The organism is Stenotrophomonas sp. 1L-E-5-B-C3 (genome assembly GCF_057292075.1).
Genome location: NZ_JBXAWS010000012.1, coordinates 120,050 through 138,395 on the forward strand (window position 1 = coordinate 120,050; position 18,346 = coordinate 138,395).

Sequence of the window (18,346 nt, forward strand, 5' to 3'; positions counted from 1 at the left end):
TCGGCTCTACGACCACGTCGCCGCGCCACCTGGCGTGCACGGCACGGACACGGCTGGTTTACGCCCTCCGGCCCACGCTGGGCACCCTGCCCCGCCAAAGGTGCACCCATGGCTCGCCCGATCTGGACCGGCACGCTGTCGTTTGGCCTGCTCAACGTGCCGGTGTCGCTGATGTCCGGCGAACGCAAAGTCGATCTGCAGTTCCGCATGCTCGACTCCCGTGACCGCAAGCCGATCCGCTTCGAGCGGGTCAACGCCGATACCGGCGAGGAGGTGCCGTGGAAGGACATCGTCAAAGCCTACGAGTACGACAAGGGCAGCTACGTCGTGCTGGAGGAAGGCGATATCCGTTCGGCCGCGCCGGAAAGCCACGAAGCGGTGGAAGTGGAATCGTTCGTGGACGCGGCGCAGATCGACCCGCGTTACTACGAGAAACCGTATCTGCTGGTACCCGGAAAGAAGGCCGAAAAGGGCTACGTGCTGCTGCGCGAGACATTGCGCAGTACCGGCAAGGTGGGCATCGCGCGGGTGGTGGTGCGCACGCGCGAATACCTGTGCGCGGTGATGCCGCATGAGGACGCGCTGGTGCTGATGATCCTGCGCTATCCGCAGGAGCTGGTGGATCCCGAGGACTACAAGCTGCCCACCGGAAAACTGTCCGACTACCGCATCACCAGCAAGGAAACAGCGATGGCCGAACAGCTGATCGAGTCAATGGCCGGTGACTGGGATCCTTCGCAGTATCACGATGAGTTCCGCGAGCGTCTGCAGCTGGTATTGAACAAGCGCATCAAATCCAAGGGCGGCACTACCCGGGTGGAAGACGAGCCCTCACCGCGTGAAGATGCCACCACCAATGTGGTGGATTTCATGGCGTTGCTGCAGAAGAGCCTGGACGCCAACAAGCGCACGCCCGCGAAGAAGACGGCAACGCGCAAGGCACCGGCGAAGAAGGCTGCGAAGAAGGCCGCCAAAAAGGCCGTGAAGAAGACCACCCGGCGCAAGGCAGGTTGAGCCATGTCGCTGCACCAGTACCGGCGCAAGCGCAGACTGGGTGGTGGCGCCGGACAGACGCCGGAGCCTGACGACACGCCCGAACGCGGCGATCCGAAGCGGCGGCCGACCTTCGTCATCCAGCTGCATCACGCAAGCTCGCGTCACTATGACTTCCGCCTGGAAATGGACGGCGTACTGAAGAGCTGGGCCGTGCCCAAGGGACCTTCGCTGCGCGTCGGTGAGAAGCGGCTGGCCGTGGAGGTGGAAGATCACCCGTTGTCCTACGCCGGTTTCGAAGGAGACATTCCTGAAGGCCACTATGGCGCTGGCCACGTGGATGTCTTCGATCACGGCACCTGGGCCTGTGAAGGTGATCCACTGCAGGCGCTGGCGGCTGGAAAGATCGACTTCGTGCTGCACGGGCAACGCCTGGCCGGTGGCTGGAAGCTGGTGCGTACGGCAATGAAAGGGCGTCAGGTGCAGTGGCTGCTGATCAAGCGCGACGATGGCGAAGCGCGCGACGCCGAGGCGGATGACCTGCTGACGGCACCGATGCCGAAACGAGCGCCTGCGGCGAAGAAGCGTTCCGTAGAGCGTGCTGCAGCTGCCGCACGCACGACCACACGCAAGGCTGATGCGCGCTGGCATGCGCGCGCGCTGAAACTGGACGGTGCACGCGATACGCCCTATCCACGCGCGTTCAAACCGCAGTTGACCGATCATCGCGACAGCGCGCCGGACGGCGCGCGCTGGCTGCACGAGATCAAGTGGGATGGTTATCGCCTGCTGGCCGATCTGCACGATGGCGAGGTGAAGCTCCGCTCCCGCAACGGCCTGGATTGGACTGATGATTTTCCCGAGCTGGTACAGGCCGTGCTGGCACTGCCGGTGCGTGATGCGCGGCTTGACGGCGAACTGGTGGTGCTGGATCCGGATGGACGCAGCGACTTCGCAGCGCTGCAGCGGGTGATCGACGGTAGTTCGAAGCAACCGCTGCGCTACATCGTGTTCGATCTTCCGGGGGTGGCCGGCGTGGACATCAGTCGTGTGCCGTTGCTGGAACGCAAGGCGCTGCTGAAGGATCTGATCGGGCCGGCGCCCGGCACTCTGGCCTTCAGCGAACACGTGATCGACCATGGACCGCAGGTGTTCGACGCCAGCGGTGGGGCCGGCTTCGAAGGCATCGTCAGCAAGCAGGTGGATGCGCCGTATGTGAACACCCGCGCGCGCAGCTGGGTCAAAGTGAAGCACGAAGACACCGACGAGTTCGTGATTGTCGGCCACACGGCACCCAAGGGTTCCCGGGTGGGATTTGGTTCGCTGCTTCTGGCCACGCCGGACAAGGCTGGCCTGCGCTATGTGGGCCGCGTTGGCACCGGCTTCGACGACGATAGCCTGCGCGCGCTGCTCAAGGCACTGCAGCCGTTGGCAGTGAATGCACCGGTGCTGCAGCTGCCAGCGCATGTGCCGTTCCGTGCCGCCAGCGTGCGCTGGGTGAAACCGGTGACGGTGGCGGAGGTGGCATTCCGTGGCTGGGGCAAGGAAGGCCTGCTGCGCCAGGCCAGTTTCAAGCGGCTGCGCAGCGACAAGCAGAAAGAGGATCTGGGTATGAGCACAGCCGATACCGAAGCCGGAGGCGAGGTCCAGATCACTCATCCAGAGCGGGTGGTGTTTCCAAAGGAGAAGCTGAGCAAGGGCGACGTGGCCGACTACTACCAGCGCGTGGCGCGTTGGATCCTGCCCGAACTTGCCGGACGTCCGCTGTCACTGCTCCGGTGCCCGGACGGCGTGGGCAGGGCCTGCTTCTTCCAGAAGCACCACGGTCCCGGCCTGGGCGATGCCGTGCACGCGGTTCCGCTGCAACAGAAGAGCGGCCGCGAGGATTATGTCTATATCGACGATGCACGGGGCCTGTTGCAGCTGGTGCAGATGAACACCCTGGAGCTGCATCCTTGGGGCGCGACCGTGATCGATCCAGAGCATCCGGATCGCCTGGTGTTCGATCTCGATCCCGGCGAAGGCGTCAGCTGGGCACAGGTGAAAGCCGGTGCACGCGATGTGCGTGACCGCCTGCAGCAGGTGGGCCTGAAGAGCTTCGTACGCCTGTCCGGTGGCAAGGGCGTGCACGTGGTGGTGCCGATGCAGCCCAAGGCAGGCTGGGACGAGGCGAAGGCGTTCTGCGAGGCGTTCGCGCAGGCAATGGCGCTGGAGCAGCGTGATCGCTACGTGGCGACGATGAGCAAGGCAAAGCGCAATGGCGTCATCTTCATCGACTGGCTGCGCAATACGCGGGGGGCCACCAGCGTCTGTTCGTGGTCGCTGCGCGCGCGCGATGGTGCGGGCGTGGCGGTGCCGCTGCGCTGGGAAGAGCTGGCCCGGGTGAGCGCGGCTGACGCGTTTCCGATGGCCAAGGCGCTGGCGCGTGCCAAGCGGCTGAAGGGTGACCCATGGCAGGGCATTGAACGGTTGAAGCAGACGCTGCCGTCGCTGAAGCGGTAGTGCCGGCCGCTGGCCGGCACCTGTAGCATGGCCGAGGTTGCCGGCCAGCGGCCGGCACTACCTGGATGCGCTCAGCGCGGATCGCGCGACGCGCGGCGACCGAACCACCAGCCGGCCAGCAGCTGCAGCGGCAGTGACGCCAGCAGCGAAATGACGAACCACAACGGGAAATCCGCACCGGCCGTCCACACTGCGTAACCACAGCCCAGCGCGATCAGTGACCAGATCGAATAACCATGCGAACGCGGCCAGCACGGTGCGTAGTAGGTGGCGAAGGAAATGCCGGCGACGCCGCCGAGCACGCTGAAGGCCAGGTCCCACCCCAGTTGCACGCTGTTATCGCCCGGCGACAGGCCCACCAGCGGGGGCAGCCAGCTGGCGACGCTGCTGACCAGCGCAAGCGACAGCACGCCGCCGATCAGGGCGACGATGGACAGGAACAGGGTTTTGAGCAGGCCGGGCATGCGCGCATTGTACGGCTGCGCGAAGCAGTCAGGCCGTCGGGTTGCAACAGGTCAGAGCCCATCCGTCAGGGACGGATGGGATCCGACCCGATGGATAGGCATGGCCGCCGCGTCCGTGGGAGAGGGGGACGGAGCGACGACGGCCATGCACAGACGGTCAGGCGGCGAAGTCGAGCACTACGCGGCCTTCGATGGTGCCCGCGTGCATGCGCGCGAACACGTCGTTGATGTTCTCCAGGCGGTCGGTGCTGACCGTGGCCGCGACCTTGCCTTCGGCGGCGAACTGCAGCGATTCCTGCAGGTCCAGCCGGGTGCCGACGATCGAGCCACGCACGGTGATGCCGTTGAGCACCATGCCGAAGATGTCCAGTGGGAAATTGCCGGGTGGCAGGCCATTGAGCGAGACGGTGCCGCCACGGCGGACCATGCCCAGTGCCTGCTCGAACGCCTTCGGCGAAACCGCGGTGACCAGCGCACCGTGCGCGCCACCGATTTCCTTCTTCAGGAAGGCGGCGGGGTCGGTGGTGAGCGCGTTGACAGTGATCTGCGCGCCGAGCTGCCGGGCCAATGCCAGCTTGCCGTCGTCCACATCCACCGCAGCCACGTTCAGGCCCATCGCGCGGGCGTACTGCACCGCCATGTGGCCGAGGCCGCCGATGCCGGAAATCACCACCCAGTCCCCGGGCTTGGTATCGGTGACTTTCAGGCCCTTGTAGACGGTCACGCCGGCGCACAGCACCGGCGCGATCTCGACGAAGCCCACTTCCTTCGGAAGCAGGCCGACATAGTTGGCATCGGCCAGTGCGTACTCGGCGAAGCCGCCGTTGACCGAGTAGCCGGTGTTGCGCTGTGTCTCGCACAGCGTTTCCCAGCCACCCAGGCAGTGTTCGCAATGGCCACACGCCGAGTACAACCAGGGGATGCCGACCCTGTCGCCTTCCTTGACGTGCCCTACCCCGCCTCCCACGGCCACGATGTGCCCCACGCCCTCGTGGCCGGGGATGAATGGCGGGTTCGGTTTCACCGGCCAGTCGCCCTCGGCGGCGTGCAGGTCGGTGTGGCAGACGCCACAGGCCTCGATCTTGACCAGTACCTCGCCCGCCCCCGGGCGCGGTACCGAGACTTCCTCGATCACCAGTGGCTTGCCGAACTCACGTACGACGGCGGCCTTCATGGTCGAATTCATGTTCGGATCTCCGTAGTGCGCTTGCCCACAGAATGACGCCGGCGCGAGGCCGGCGCTTTGATCACGATCAAACCTTTGAAGATTCCCGCAGCGGTTTCAGCCGGCCAACACTGAGGCCTCGCGGGCGAGGCGCTCGATCGCATCCCAGTCGCGGGTCTGCAGCAGCGCCGGGGTGGTCAGCCACGAGCCGCCCACGCACAGCACGTTGGGCAGGTGCAGGAACTGCGGCGCGGTCTGCGTGCTGATGCCGCCGGTCGGGCAGAAGCGCACATCGGCGAACGGACCGTGCCAGGCCGCCAGCAGTGCGGCGCCACCGGCCTGCACCGCCGGGAAGAACTTGAAGGTGTCCTGGCCGTGCTCCAGGCCCAGGATCAGGTCCGAGGCGGTGGCGGCACCGGGCAGGTACGGCAGGTCGGCATCGCGCGCGGCCGCATACAGCGCCGGCGTGGCACCGGGGGAAACGGCAAAACGCGCACCGGCCTGCTTTGCCGCCTGCATTTGTGCGGCGTTGAGCACGGTGCCGGCGCCGATCACGGCATCGGGCACGGCCTCGACCATGGCCTTGATCGCATCCAGCGCCTGCGGCGTGCGCAGCGTTACTTCGATCACCGGCAGGCCGCCGCGGAACAGCGCCTGGGCCACTTCGACCGCTTCATTCACGTCTTCGGGGGTGTACACCGGAATCACCGGTGCCAGCTTCAACAGCGCGCGCAGGCGCGGATCAGCGCTGGACATCGTCTTGCTCCTTGCCCGACCGGGCATCGCGGATCGCTGCCGGGCCCGGCAGCGCAGCGGCGCATGATGCCACGTGGACCACCAGGACGCTGGCGGTGCCCTGCCCCGGCGTGACTCAGGCCGGGTCGGCCTGCAATGCCTGGATGCGTCGCTGGTACCAGTCACCGCCCAGCGGATCGAACACCGCGGCGCGCTCCATCGGTGCCTCATACACATGCACCGAGATCGCCAGGGCCGCGTCGCTGGCGTTGCGCAGGGTATGGTACTCGTGCGGCGGAATCAGGCTGCCGGCACTGCCGCAGCCCCCGCGCAGCGCGGCATGGCGACGGAAGCGGCAGCGCTCACCGTTGCGCTCCAGCAGTTCATAGCGGGTGATCTCCAGTTCGCCCAACCACACTCCCTCCACACACCACATGGCATCGTGGTCGTGCAGCGGCGTGCCCTGCCCTGGGCCCCAGCTCATGGCAATCACGCTGTAGCCGTGTTCGCGGCTGTGGTAGAGCGGGCGTCGCGCGTAATGATCACCGACCGGACGGTGCACGCACTCGGGAAGTTCGATGCGGCTGTCTGCGATGGCGTCCTGCAGTGCCAACTGCAGGTCGGCGGTGATGCGCCCGGCATCACCGGAGGTCATCGCCGCGTCGACGGCGGCGATCAACCGATCGCGACCACGGAACGGCGGAAACGGAGAAGTCTGCAGGTCCATGCCCCGACTGTAGCGGAGCATGGTTAAAGGAATGTTGGCGTTCGCGCGCGTCGCGCCCGCATTCATGGTGAACACGCGCGGAAGAACGGTTCAGATGCGAACGAAGTAGAGCGATCACAATGGAACCCCGCGCAGCGGAGCGTGTCGAATGCGACTCACTCCGAGCGAACTGCGACATTCCGCAACTTCGCGCCCCACGGGCGCAAGGCTAGAATTCTCCGACTTACCTGGTTCTATACATGTCAGTGCGAATTATTAGCGATGCCGCGTTGCCGGCATCGAAGGGCAAGGCTGCCACGATCAACGACATCGCACGACTGTCGGGAGTTTCCAAGAAAACGGTTTCAAGAATCATCAACAACTCGCCGCTGGTGCGCAAAGACACCCGCGACAAGGTCGAGGCGTTGATGCGCGAGGTCGGTTACGTGCCCGACCCGCTGGCGCGCGGGCTCGCGTTCCGCCGCTCCTTCCTGATCGGCCTGGTGTATGACGACCCGGGCGCCCAATGCATCGTCGACCTGCAGCAGGGCGCACTGGAAGCGCTGCGCGGCACCGGCTATGAGCTGGTGGTGCATCCCTGCGACAGCCAGTCCGCGGACTGCGCGCAGGGCGTGCGGCGCTTCGTGCAGCAGCAGAAACTGCATGGCGTGATCCTTGGCCCGCGCGCCTCCGAGTCGGTGGCGCTGACTGGAATGCTCGACGAGATCGAATGCCGCTACATCCGCATCAACGCGCATGCCTCGGACGACGAAGCACAGGCGGTGGTCACCCACGATCGCGACGGTGCAGCCGCGGCTGCGGGCTACCTGCTCTCGCTCGGCCACCGCGACATCGCGGTGATTACCGGTCCGGGCGACCGCCGTACCGCACGCGAGCGCACCCATGGCTTCCTCGACCGGTTGGCGCAGGTGGGCCTGACCCTGCCGGGTGAGCGCGTGCTGGAAGCAGGCGATACGTTCGAGTCGGGCGTGCATGCCGCCGAGCGCCTGCTGATGGGCGAAGGACGGCCCAGTGCGATCTTCGCCGGCAACGATGAAATGGCGGCCGGCGTGTACCAGGTGGCGTTGCGTGCGGGCATCGCTGTGCCGCAGCAGTTGTCGATCGTCAGCTACGACGACAGCCCGCTGGCGTCGCGGTTGTGGCCGCCGCTGACCTCGGTGCGCCGCCACGTCTCCGACATCGGCCGCATGGCCGCCGCGATGCTGGTGCAGACCGACGTACCGGAGGCGCCGACTGCGGCCAGCGTGCATCCGCAGCTGATGGTGCGTGGTTCCTGCCGGGCTGTGGAAGGCTGACTGCCCTGCCTTCGCCTGCACCGCTGCGGCAGTGCAGGCAGGCTTCAACGAAAACGGCGCACCGGAGTGCGCCGTTTTCATTGGCAGATTGCGCGTGCTTACACGTCGCCGCCGTCGGCCCAGCCTTCGCCGGTGCCGGCCTGGAACACGCGGTCATCGCCCTGCACATCGCCCGCCGGCAGATGCGACTGATCGGCCAGCGCCGCGTAGATCGGGGTGAAGTCCGGCGAGGTCGCCTGCATCAGCTGTTCGAAACTGTCGATGACGAAGTAGGTCTTCTGGAAGGTGTCGATGCGGTACTTGGTACGCATGATCCGCTGCAGGTCGAAGCCGATGCGGTTGGGCGCGGCCGATTCCAGCGAGTACAGCGATTCGCCCTTCGACGACACGATGCCGGCGCCGTAGATGCGCAGGCCGTCGGGCGTATCGATCAGGCCGAACTCCACCGTGTACCAGTACAGGCGGGTCAGGTTCTGCAGCGCGTCCGGGCCGATCGCGTGTGCTTTGACGCCGCCACGGCCGTACGCCTCCATGTAATTGGCGAACACCGGATTCATCAGCAGCGGCACATGGCCGAACAGATCGTGGAACAGGTCCGGTTCGGCGATGTAGTCGATCTGGTCCGGACGACGGATCCACCAGGTCACCGGGAAACGACGGTTGGCCAGGTGGTCGAAGAAATCCAGTTCCGGCAACAGGCCTTCGACACCGACCAGGGTCCAGCCGGTGGCGGCACCGAGCACTTCGTTGAGCTGGTCGAAGCGCGGAATCATGTGCGCGCTCATGCCCATCTCGTCCTGCGCATCCAGGAATTCCTGGCAGGCGCGGCCGACCAGCAGCTCGCGCTGGCGCTGGTACAGCGTGCTCCAGGTGGCGTGGTCGTCGGCGGTATAGGTGTCCCACGGTTGCTCGACGAGCGCGGTGGTATACACCGGCACGTAGCCCTTGTCGGTCTGCTGGTGTTCGACGCGGCGGGGCTGGGCGAGGTCCATGGGGCACTCCTTGACGGGATACCCACGATGCTAGGGCAGGGCGCGCGCAACAGGGTTGCAAAAGTTGCGCCGATTGGCCTTGTTGGCGCAATATCCTTGCGTACTCACCATGTTGCGGGGCAACAATGGCCGGAGAAGTCCAGTTCGATCGCACGGATATACGTCTGCTGGCTGAAATCCAGCGGGATGGACGCGCCACCAACGCCGAGCTGGCAACACGGGTGAACCTCTCGCCCTCGGCCTGCCTGCGGCGCCTGCAGCGGCTGGAAAGCGAGGGCGTGATCGTCGGCTATGGCGCGCGGCTGGAGCCACGGCAGCTGCGGCTGGGCCTGCAGGCCTTCGTGCGCGTGCAGCTGGAAAAGCACGACCAGGCCGCGATCGGCCACTTCGTCGACAGCGTGCAGGCCTGGGATGAAGTAGTGGCCTGCCATGCGTTGACCGGCGACATGGACTACCTGCTGCACGTCTACGTGCGCGATCTGGAGCATTTTTCGCATTTCCTGCTGGACCGGCTGCTCAATGCCGGCGGCGTTGCCGATGCCAATTCCAGCTTCGTGCTGCGCACGGTAAAGGGTTTCCAGGCGTTGCCGTTGTCGCAGCTGGAGTCGTGATCATCTGGCGGATGTGGGAGAGCGTGACTTGCTTTGCATCCTGGATGACACGAGGCATTTTCCTACGATGAGACGAATGAACCTCTGACAGAGTGACGCAATCGGCCTTCCTAGAATCACTGGACAACCCTGTCCGGAGAGATCGACATGAAAGTCTGCCTTGCTCCTGTCATTGCCCTGCTTGCTGCTGCCCTGATGCCGGCCGCTGCAGGAGCTTCCCCCCAGACCGCCAACGCCCAACCTTTGGCGTTGAGTTGCGGCGCCACCGAATTCGTCGGCATGACCAGCAACTCGTCAACGCTGGCCAAGCGCCAATGCAACGGTGGCTATGTCTATGGGATCGGTGTTTCAGTCAACGAAGCCGTGGAGAATCTCAACGGCTTCATGGCAGTGCTGCAGGCCGGCGTGAGCTGCAGTGCGAATGCCAGCAGCATCGTCAGTGGTGCTTACGGCAAAGGTGTTTTCGCCCAGTTCGTCTGCAACGGCTGGCCGATAGCCGGTGTAGGCAACTCACCCACCACTGCGGCGCGCAACTCGCTGGCCATCGCTACGGAAATGGCGGCCACGGGTACCCATTGCGCCGCGCCACTGAATGGTTCGTACTATCCAGAAGCCTGGGGATTCCGTTTCCGCTACGACTGCGGCAACACACAGACCCTGAAGAGCTGGTCCATCGCTGGGCTCGGCGCCAGCGTCGATGACGCCAACGTCATCGCCATGCGCCTGATGCGCTATACGACAGCTGCGGGCCAGAGCTGCGACTTCGAGAGGGCTGAAATCAATGGCGTCATTCTGAAGGCCACGCTGGTCTGCAATGGCTCATACATCCAGGGCTACGGCAGTTCGGTCACCGCCGCGGCCAACGATGCACTGGCCCAGATCGGTGCCTGATCTGTTGTGAGGCCATCGAGGGCGACCCGCTTCGTGCGGGTCGCCTTCAGCACTTGTCCTTGCGGCCCATCAGCTTGCCCAGGCGCGAGGCTTCCTCGCACTTCGGCGCGGCCACCGGTGCCGGTGCGGCCGCCGCGGCGCGTGCGCGCTGCAGCTGCTGGATCTTCGCGCGGATCTGCGGCATGGCTGCCATCGCGGCCTTTTCGCCTTCCAGGATCGCGGTGCCACGCTGGCTGAAATCGGCGGCACCGATGTCCAGTACCTTCGGGCGGATGACGATGTCGGCGCGCGCCAGTTCCTGCTCGCCCAGCCGCTGGCCCATGATCGAGATGGACTGGTTGACGATGCCCAGCATGTCCGTCGGCGCCTTGCCGCTGGCTTTGCTGGAGATGTCCACGGCAATCACGAAGTCGGCGCCTAGCTGGCGCGCGGCGTCCACCGGCACCGGACTGACCACGCCGCCATCGATGTAGTTGCGGCCACCGATCTTCACCGGTTCGAACACACCGGGGATGCTGCTCGACGCGCGTACCGCCTGGCCGACGTTGCCGCGCACGAAGATCGCGCGCTCACCGGTTTCCAGCTGGGTGGCGACGGCGGCGAACGGCTTCTTCAGGCGCTCGGCCGAACGGTTGGCCACCTGTTCGTTGACGTAGTCCTGCAGCTTCTGGCCCTGCACCAGACCACCGGAGAACAGGCGCACGTCGCGGATGCTGGCTTCGTCCAGCGCCACCGCCTTGCTCTGCATCTGGAACGCGTCCATGCCGCTGGCGTACAGCGCGCCAACCACGCTGCCGGCGCTGGTGCCGGACACCACGGCCGGTTCGAAGCCGTTGGCCTCCAGCATCTTGATCACGCCGATGTGCGCGAAGCCCTTGGCTGCGCCACCGCCGAGGGCGATACCGATCTTCACCGGCTTGGCCTGCGGCACCACGGTTGGTGCCGGCGGCGGTGTGGGGCGGACCGGATCGCCACCGCAGCCGGCCAGCAGGCCGACCAGGGCGACGGACAGCAGCATGCGGGGGCGGAACAGGCTCATCGGCAGTGCGCTCGCGGCGCCGGATTCAGGAAAGGGCGCCAGCATACCGAAGCCGTGGCGGGCCGGGCAGGGTGGGGGAATTCCCTATTCATAGAACACCACGGGTAGCGCCGGGCCATGCCCGGCGAGCGCAGCGGTGGTCAGAACCGGTTGTCGCCGTCCAGCATCCGGCCCAGGCCGCCCAGCACCGAGCCTTCGCCGCGGTTCTGGCCACCGCCCTGGGGCGCGGCCATCCACATGCGGCCGGCCAGGCGCGAGAACGGCAGTGACTGCAGCCAGACCTTGCCCGGGCCAGTCAGCGTGGCCAGGAACACGCCTTCGCCACCGAACAGCATGCTCTTGATGCCGGCGACCCGGCGCACATCCATGTCCACGGTGGGGTGGTAGGCCACCACGCAGCCGGTATCCACATCCAGCCGCTCACCGGCCGCCAGCTCGCGCTCCACCACGCAGCCACCGGCGTGGATGAACACCCAGCCGTCGCCTTCCAGCTTCTGCATGATGAAACCTTCGCCTCCGAACAGGCCGGTCATGATCTTGCGCTGGAACTGCACGCCGATCTGCACACCGCGTGCGCCGGCCAGGAAGCTGTCCTTCTGGCAGATCAGGCGGCCGCCATGCTGGTCCAGCTTCATTGCCAGCACGGTGCCGGGGTAGGGCGCGGCGAAGGCGACCTTGCCCTTGCCGTGGCCGCTCTGGGTGTAGACGGTGGCGAACAGGCTCTCGCCGGTCAGCACGCGCTTGCCGGCGGCCATCACCTTGCCCATCAAGCCGCCGCCCTGGTCGCCGGTGGCGGCACCGAATACGGTGTCCATCTGCACCGTTGCGTCCTTGAACATCAGTGCGCCGGCTTCGGCAATGGCGCTCTCGCCGGGATCAAGCTCGATCTCCACGAACTGCATTTCATGGCCGACGATGCGGAACTCGATGTCGTCGGCACGGCCGCTCGCGGCGGCGGGGACCGGCGGCGGGGTGTTCGGCATGCCCGGGGCCGCGGACTGCAGTTCGGACACCTCGGCAATCGAGGTCCACCCGCTCATGCCCTGGCACCAGGCCAGGGCGCGCGGGTTGGTCTGCGCATAACGGCGCGCGGCCTCGTCATCGAGCGGGCCGATACGCTCGGCCTGGGCGGAGGCATGGAAGTACCACTGGGTCATCGCGGCGGCTCTGCAGGGCTGGAAAACCCCGAGTCTAGCGAGGGCGCGGGGGCCGGGGCGACGCGGCCATGAACGGCCGGCATTTGCGGGGCAGGTGCTGTATTGCAACAATTATCTGGTAGCGCCGTTTTACCACCCCTCCAAACACAGCCTACCGCCATGTCTCCGACCCGCACTTCCCGTGGCCGCCTTCCGGTCGCGCGCCCCCTCGTTGCCGCTCTTTCCGCCCTGTTGCCGCTGGTAGCAGCCGCCCAGGAAACTCCCGCCGCCAAGGATCCGGTTGCCCTCGACGCCCTGCAGGTGACCGCGCAGCGCCGTGTCGAGAACGCCAAGGACGTGCCGGTTGCGATCAGCGCGATCCAGGGCGAGAAGCTCGATGTGCTGGGTTCGGCGGGCGACGACATCCGCTTCCTGGCCGCGCGCGTGCCCAGCCTCAACATCGAGTCGTCCTACGGCCGTGCCTTCCCGCGCTTCTACATCCGTGGCCTTGGCAACACCGATTTCGACCTCAATGCGTCGCAGCCGGTGTCGCTGGTGTACGACGACGTGGTGCAGGAAAGCCCGCTGCTGAAGGGCTTCCCGCTGTTCGACCTGGCCAATGTGGAAGTGCTGCGCGGCCCGCAGGGCACGCTGTTCGGCCGCAACACTCCGGCCGGCGTGGTCAAGTTCGATTCGGCGCGCCCGTCGCAGGATGCCGACGGCTACGTGCGCGTGGGCTATGGCAGCTACAACAGCTGGAACGTTCAGGGCGCCTACGGCGGCCCATTGACCGATCGCTGGTCGGCGCGCGTGTCGGCCATCTACCAGCGCCGTGACGACTGGGTCGACAACACCCGTGCCGGCGCGCCCAACAGCGGTTTCGAAGGCTATGACGAAGCCGCCGGCCGCGTGCAGTTCCTGTACGAAGGCGACGACTTCGAAGCGCTGTTCAACCTGCACAAGCGCAAGCTCAACGGCACCGCTCGCCTGTTCCGCGCCAACATCATCGAAAAGGGTGGCAATTCGCTGGTCGAGAACTTCGACCGCGACAAGGTCGCCAACGACGGCGTCAACTTCTCCGACCTGAAGACCTGGGGCGGCAGCGCACGCCTGCAGTGGAACCTCGGTTCGGTGACCCTGCATTCGATCACCGGTTATGAAACCGCCGAATCGCTCAATCGTGGTGACATCGACGGTGGCTACGGCGACGCATCGCTGGGCGCTGGCAACTATGGGCCGGGCTTCATCCCGTTCTCATCGGAGTCGGCCGACGGCCTGCCGCACCATCGCCAGTGGACCCAGGAGTTCCGCGTCGAATCCAACGAATGGGGCCGCTTCGACTGGCAGGCCGGCGTCTTCTATTTCGACGAAGACGTGACCATCAACAACTTCAACTACAACTCGCTGAAGCCGGGCAACCCGCAGACCGGCCACGTGGTGCAGAACCAGCGCAACAAGGCCTGGGCGGTGTTTGCCTCGGGTGACTTCGATGTCACCGACCGTTTCAAGCTGCGTGCCGGCGTGCGCTACACTCAGGACAAGAAGGACTTCAACGCCAGCGTGCTGCAGGCCGTCCTTCCCTTCGGCACCCCGGTCAGTGGTCCGTACCTGGCCAACACCGACGTCAACGACGTCAGCTGGGATGTCAGCGGCGTGTACAAGCTGACCGACAACGTGAATGCCTACGCCCGCGTGGCCAAGGGCTTCCGTGCGCCGTCGATCCAGGGCCGCCTGGCGTTTGCGCCGGGCCTGTCGCAGGCCGATTCGGAGAAGGTGATCTCGTATGAGGCCGGCATCAAGGCCGACCTGTTCGAGCGCCGCGCGCGCCTGGGCCTGAGCGTCTTCCGCTACAACGTTGACGGCCAGCAGTTGATCGCCGTGGGCGGCACCAACAACACCGCCACCCTGCTCAACGCCGACAAGACCATCGGCCAGGGCGTGGAGCTGGACCTGGAAGCCTATCTGGCCGACAACGTGCTGCTGACCTTCGGCAGCAGCTACAACGACACCGAGATCAAGGACAAGGATCTGGCGGTAGCGATCTGCGGCGGTGGCTGCACCATCAACGACCCGACCACCGTCATCAACGGTGGCACCTACGCACTGGTCAACGGCAACCCGCTGCCGCAGGCGCCGAAGTGGATCCACAACGCGACCCTGCGCGTCGGCTTCCCGCTCAGCGATGGCAGCGAGCTGTATGCCTACACCGATTGGGCCTACCGCAGCGCGGTGAACTTCTTCATCTACGAGTCGCCGGAATTCCGCGGCCGTAGTTCGCTGGAAGGCGGCCTGCGCCTGGGCTACAACTGGGATTACGGTCAGTACGATGTGGCGGTGTTCGGCCGCAACCTGACCAACCAGACCCGCGTGGTCGGCGCGATCGACTTCAACAACCTGACCGGCTTCCTCAACGAGCCGCGTACCTGGGGCGTGGAGTTCACCGCGAAGTTCTGATGCGGTGGCTGCGTTGATGCAATGAAGAAGGGCCGGCGCAATGCCGGCCCTTCTGCTTTCCAGGGCCGCCGGGCATGGCCCGGCGCTACCGCGCGATGCCTGGGTAGCGCCGGGCCATGCCCGGCGAGCGCAGCGGCGATGCCTTACAGCGCGCTCTGCGGGCGCACCTTCAGCACCGCATTCTCGGTGGTGCAATCGCGGCTGGAGTGCAGGCCGGCCTTGCGCGCGGCAGCAATCTCCTTGCGTGCGGCCAGCAGGTCCTTGTTGAACGCGGCGTTGTCGTGCAGGCGGGCCACGGCGGCGGCGCCCATGAAGCGGCCTTCGAGGATGTCGCTCTGCCAGTGCACGTTGCACACCAGGCGGCTCTCGCCGTAGTTGCGGCCGCGCGCCTGGATCGCATCGGCGCGATCCGGTGCGATCTCCGACAGGATCAGGGCCCAGGCCCAGCCGATCGAGGTGTGGCCGGACGGGTACGAGCCGTTCTTGCGCAGGCCGTCCTCGTCCTTCGGCGCGCAGGTCGGTTCACCGTTGACCATGAACGGGCGCGGGCGCTGGTAGTGGTTCTTGGCGGCCTTGGTGGCGGCGCTGGCGTCGATCCGGCTGCGCTCCAGCAGGCGGTACAGCGCCGGGGTCTTCACCGCATCGACGTCGATGTCGGCGGCGCAGGAGAAGTGGTTGGCGCCTTCTGGGAAGCCGAGTTCCGCATCGACACCGGCCTGGGCGAAGCGCGGGCTGCCACGCAGCGCGCGGGCTTCACGGCTGACCTGTTCGTCGAGGGCGAGGGCGGCCGAACCGGCCACCGGCGGCGCCGGCACCAGGTCGAGGCTGCCCGGTACCGCGCTCTTGTCCAGATAGCCCACCGCCTTGGTGGTGATGTTGGCTTCGACGGCAGTCGGCTTGGCGGCGGTGGCGGCACAACCAGCCAGGGCCGCAACGACGGCGAGGCCGAGCAGCGGGCGGGCAGGGTGGGAAATCAGCGACATGGATGGGCTCCGGAGAAAAAACATCGCGCCATGATCGCAGCCCGTATACGACACCGCAGTGGCCATCGGTCATACGGCCAGACCCGGCATGGTCATCCCGGCGATATGAAAAGCGTCATCGAGTGACGTCAGTCTCCTGAATCCGGGCGCAGCGCACGGACTTTCACGCGGCCGCGCCGCGAGCATCGGCACAACGGCAAGCATCAGGGGCCGTCCAGTTCCAGCCGGGTCGGGGGGATCCGTTGACAGAGGGAGAGAAGCGATGCGCAGCACCGCAACAGGAAGTACCGTCCTGGCCCTGCTCCTCGGGCTGGCAGCCGCGCCGGTGCAGGCCGCCGACGTGGTCGGCGTAGCCTTCGTGCATGGCACCGGCGCACAGACCAATGCCACCCAGGACTACTGGCAGCCGGCGATCATCGACACCGTGCGCCAAGGGCTGCCGAACAGCAGCAACTATGTGGTCATCAACTGCGACTTCACCCAGTACATGTGGAAGCCGGAAGCGGCCGGTTGCCTGGCCAACCAGCTGACCAGCTTCATCGACAGCCGTGGCATCACCCAGCTGGTGGTGATCACCCACTCCAACGGCGGCAACGTGATGCGCTGGATCCTGTCCAACCCGACCTATGACAGCCGCTATCCGAAGATCATCCGCACGGTGCGCAAGGTCAACGCGCTGGCGCCGTCTTCGGCCGGCACACCGCTGGCCGATGCAGTGCTCAACGGCAATACCTTCGAAACCTCACTGGGCTGGCTGCTGGGCTACAAGAACGACGCCGTGCGCCAGCAACAGGTGGCGAGCATGGCCACCTACAACGCACAGAACCTGTACGGCACCGCCGGTCGTCCTGCGCTGCCCAAGCCGTTCCGTGCGGTGGTCGGCAGTGACGTGGAATCTGCGGTGTGGGACAGCAACAGCTACTGCGGTGGCTATGCCGCCAATGTCGGCCTGGAGTTCACCCAGAACTGGTTGTCGTCCTGCTCCGATGGCTTCCTGGAGTGCAGCAGCCAGAAGGCTGCCGGCACTACCTGGTTCACCGACAAGGCGCGTACCCAGGGTGCAGAACCGCTCAGCCACAACCAGAGCCGCCGCGAGTGCTTCGGCCTCGGCACCCTGCTGCGCAACGACCTGACCCAGTGAGGGAGACGACCATGACGATCCATTCCACTCTGCTGGCCAGTGCGATGCTGGCAGTACTGTCCCTGTCCACAGCGCACGCCGCTCAACCGCTGCAGGCCGCCCGCGCAGGCGATCAGGTGCCTGCCGCATTGGTGGCCGCGCCGCTGCCCGCCGATGAAAGCGAACACGCACCGTTGTCGTTTGCCTGGGCGCTGGACCCGACGCAACCGCTGCAGGCGGCCACACCGTATGCCTCGGTCAGTCGCAGCTACTGGCAGCAGGTTGATGGCACGCAGCTGCAACGCGGCCTGGACCTGCCACTGACGGCGCCCGATGCGGTGATCCAGCTGAGCCCGGCCGCAGGTGCCCGCGCGCTGCCGGCCAACACTTTGCAGGTGCGCGACCCGGCCGGCCGCAGCAGCGTGGCGCGCAGTGTCGATGCGCGCGCGCTGCAGGATGCCGGCATGCCGGTGAGCGATGGCAGCAGCATGCTGCGTACCGGCGCGACCAGTGCAGTCGGTGCGTACACGCTGCAGAGCGCGCAGGCCCAAGGCCGCTACGTGGTGCAGGTGCTGGAGCCGAACAGCCCGCTGCGCCTGGAGGTGCAGGCCAACCAGGCGCAGGTGCTGGCCGGCGGCAACGTGCAGCTGCAGGCACGCCTGCTGGAAGACGGCGCCACCACCGCGCAGCTGGCATCGCGTCGTGGTGGGCTGGGCGGTGAAGCCCTGCTGGTCGCACCGGATGGCCGCAGCTGGCCGCAGCGGTTGCTGCGCACCACCGATGGTGCGCTGCGCGCGCAGGTAAGTATCCCGGCCGATGTCGGAACCGTGCAGGGGCTGTGGGAATTGCAGGTGTTCGCCCAGGCCGACGGTGTGCTGCGCGATGGCAAGGTGGCCTTTGCGGTGGCACGGGCGACTGCCCGTTTCAGTGGCCAAGCCGCACCGGATCCGGCCAGCCGCCAGGTGGCGCTGCCGCTGCAGGTGGCCGCCGCCGGCCGCTATGAGGCGCGAGGCACGCTGTACGCCACGGCCCGCGATGGCCAGCTGAAGCCGGTGGCACAGGCACATGCGGCCGCGTGGTTCGATGGCCCGGGCGCAGGCCAGCTGGTGCTGCCGTTCAACCAGGCGGCGTTGCCGGCCGGATTCGGTGCGCCGTATGAACTGCGCGACCTGCAGCTGCAGGACCAGAGCCGGATGGCACCGATCGAGTCGCGCGCGCTGGCATTGCGGTTCTGAGCAA

General features: G+C 66.4%; 16 protein-coding genes. 8 read left to right on the top strand and 8 right to left on the bottom strand.

The window, feature by feature from the left end; all coding sequences use genetic code 11:
* The first annotated feature begins 108 nt into the window (after positions 1–108).
* Positions 109–1,014, top strand: a complete 906-nt coding sequence (gene ku, locus AC0Z6F_RS15585) for a non-homologous end joining protein Ku (RefSeq protein WP_004132923.1) — start codon at positions 109–111, stop codon at positions 1,012–1,014.
* A 3-nt stretch (positions 1,015–1,017) separates the two neighbouring features.
* Positions 1,018–3,495 (top strand): DNA ligase D, encoded by a 2,478-nt coding sequence (ligD, locus tag AC0Z6F_RS15590; protein WP_485617588.1) that lies wholly within the window; start codon positions 1,018–1,020, stop codon positions 3,493–3,495.
* Positions 3,496–3,566: 71 nt separating this feature from the next.
* Here ligD and AC0Z6F_RS15595 read toward each other — a convergent pair whose 3' ends face one another.
* From AC0Z6F_RS15595 to AC0Z6F_RS15610, 4 genes are all read right to left on the bottom strand, one after another.
* Positions 3,567–3,959 carry a hypothetical protein gene (locus AC0Z6F_RS15595; protein WP_448122410.1) on the bottom strand — a complete coding sequence of 131 codons (393 nt, stop codon included), beginning with the start codon at positions 3,957–3,959 and terminating at the stop codon, positions 3,567–3,569.
* Positions 3,960–4,116: 157 nt separating this feature from the next.
* A complete protein-coding gene (gene adhP, locus AC0Z6F_RS15600; protein WP_100467669.1) occupies positions 4,117–5,145 on the bottom strand; it encodes an alcohol dehydrogenase AdhP in 1,029 nt (342 codons plus the stop codon).
* A gap of 96 nt (positions 5,146–5,241) precedes the next feature.
* Positions 5,242–5,880 carry a bifunctional 4-hydroxy-2-oxoglutarate aldolase/2-dehydro-3-deoxy-phosphogluconate aldolase gene (gene eda / locus AC0Z6F_RS15605; protein WP_004132971.1) on the bottom strand — a complete coding sequence of 213 codons (639 nt, stop codon included), beginning with the start codon at positions 5,878–5,880 and terminating at the stop codon, positions 5,242–5,244.
* A gap of 115 nt (positions 5,881–5,995) precedes the next feature.
* Positions 5,996–6,586 (bottom strand): cysteine dioxygenase family protein, encoded by a 591-nt coding sequence (locus AC0Z6F_RS15610; protein WP_050767025.1) that lies wholly within the window; start codon positions 6,584–6,586, stop codon positions 5,996–5,998.
* A gap of 239 nt (positions 6,587–6,825) precedes the next feature.
* On the opposite strand from AC0Z6F_RS15610, the gene AC0Z6F_RS15615 reads away from it, so the two are divergent.
* Positions 6,826–7,881: a LacI family DNA-binding transcriptional regulator gene (locus tag AC0Z6F_RS15615; protein ID WP_004133012.1), complete on the top strand. Its 1,056-nt coding sequence runs from the start codon at positions 6,826–6,828 to the stop codon at positions 7,879–7,881.
* A gap of 98 nt (positions 7,882–7,979) precedes the next feature.
* Here AC0Z6F_RS15615 and phhA read toward each other — a convergent pair whose 3' ends face one another.
* Entirely contained in the window at positions 7,980–8,873 is an 894-nt protein-coding gene (gene phhA, locus AC0Z6F_RS15620; protein WP_100435636.1) for a phenylalanine 4-monooxygenase, read from the bottom strand.
* 125 nt (positions 8,874–8,998) lie between these two features.
* On the opposite strand from phhA, the gene AC0Z6F_RS15625 reads away from it, so the two are divergent.
* Together AC0Z6F_RS15625 and AC0Z6F_RS15630 are read left to right on the top strand one after the other, a co-directional pair.
* Complete coding sequence (locus AC0Z6F_RS15625) at positions 8,999–9,484, top strand: Lrp/AsnC family transcriptional regulator (protein WP_004133014.1); 486 nt, start codon at positions 8,999–9,001, stop codon at positions 9,482–9,484.
* A gap of 147 nt (positions 9,485–9,631) precedes the next feature.
* Positions 9,632–10,375 (top strand): hypothetical protein, encoded by a 744-nt coding sequence (locus AC0Z6F_RS15630; RefSeq protein ID WP_012509618.1) that lies wholly within the window; start codon positions 9,632–9,634, stop codon positions 10,373–10,375.
* A gap of 46 nt (positions 10,376–10,421) precedes the next feature.
* Here AC0Z6F_RS15630 and AC0Z6F_RS15635 read toward each other — a convergent pair whose 3' ends face one another.
* Positions 10,422–11,414 (bottom strand): patatin-like phospholipase family protein, encoded by a 993-nt coding sequence (locus AC0Z6F_RS15635; protein ID WP_012509619.1) that lies wholly within the window; start codon positions 11,412–11,414, stop codon positions 10,422–10,424.
* Positions 11,415–11,554: 140 nt separating this feature from the next.
* Positions 11,555–12,571, bottom strand: a complete 1,017-nt coding sequence (locus tag AC0Z6F_RS15640; RefSeq protein ID WP_485617583.1) for a TIGR00266 family protein — start codon at positions 12,569–12,571, stop codon at positions 11,555–11,557.
* 159 nt (positions 12,572–12,730) lie between these two features.
* Here AC0Z6F_RS15640 and AC0Z6F_RS15645 point away from each other — a divergent pair, with 159 nt between their 5' ends.
* Positions 12,731–15,004 (top strand): TonB-dependent receptor, encoded by a 2,274-nt coding sequence (locus tag AC0Z6F_RS15645; protein WP_012509621.1) that lies wholly within the window; start codon positions 12,731–12,733, stop codon positions 15,002–15,004.
* 143 nt (positions 15,005–15,147) lie between these two features.
* On the opposite strand, the gene AC0Z6F_RS15650 is transcribed toward AC0Z6F_RS15645, so the two are convergent.
* A complete protein-coding gene (locus AC0Z6F_RS15650; protein WP_485617581.1) occupies positions 15,148–15,987 on the bottom strand; it encodes an acid phosphatase in 840 nt (279 codons plus the stop codon).
* Positions 15,988–16,249: 262 nt separating this feature from the next.
* Between AC0Z6F_RS15650 and AC0Z6F_RS15655 the strand changes: the two genes are divergently transcribed.
* Complete coding sequence (locus AC0Z6F_RS15655) at positions 16,250–17,128, top strand: hypothetical protein (RefSeq protein ID WP_485617580.1); 879 nt, start codon at positions 16,250–16,252, stop codon at positions 17,126–17,128.
* Positions 17,129–17,139: 11 nt separating this feature from the next.
* Entirely contained in the window at positions 17,140–18,342 is a 1,203-nt protein-coding gene (locus AC0Z6F_RS15660) for a DUF4785 domain-containing protein (protein ID WP_485617578.1), read from the top strand.
* The last annotated feature ends 4 nt before the right edge of the window (positions 18,343–18,346 follow it).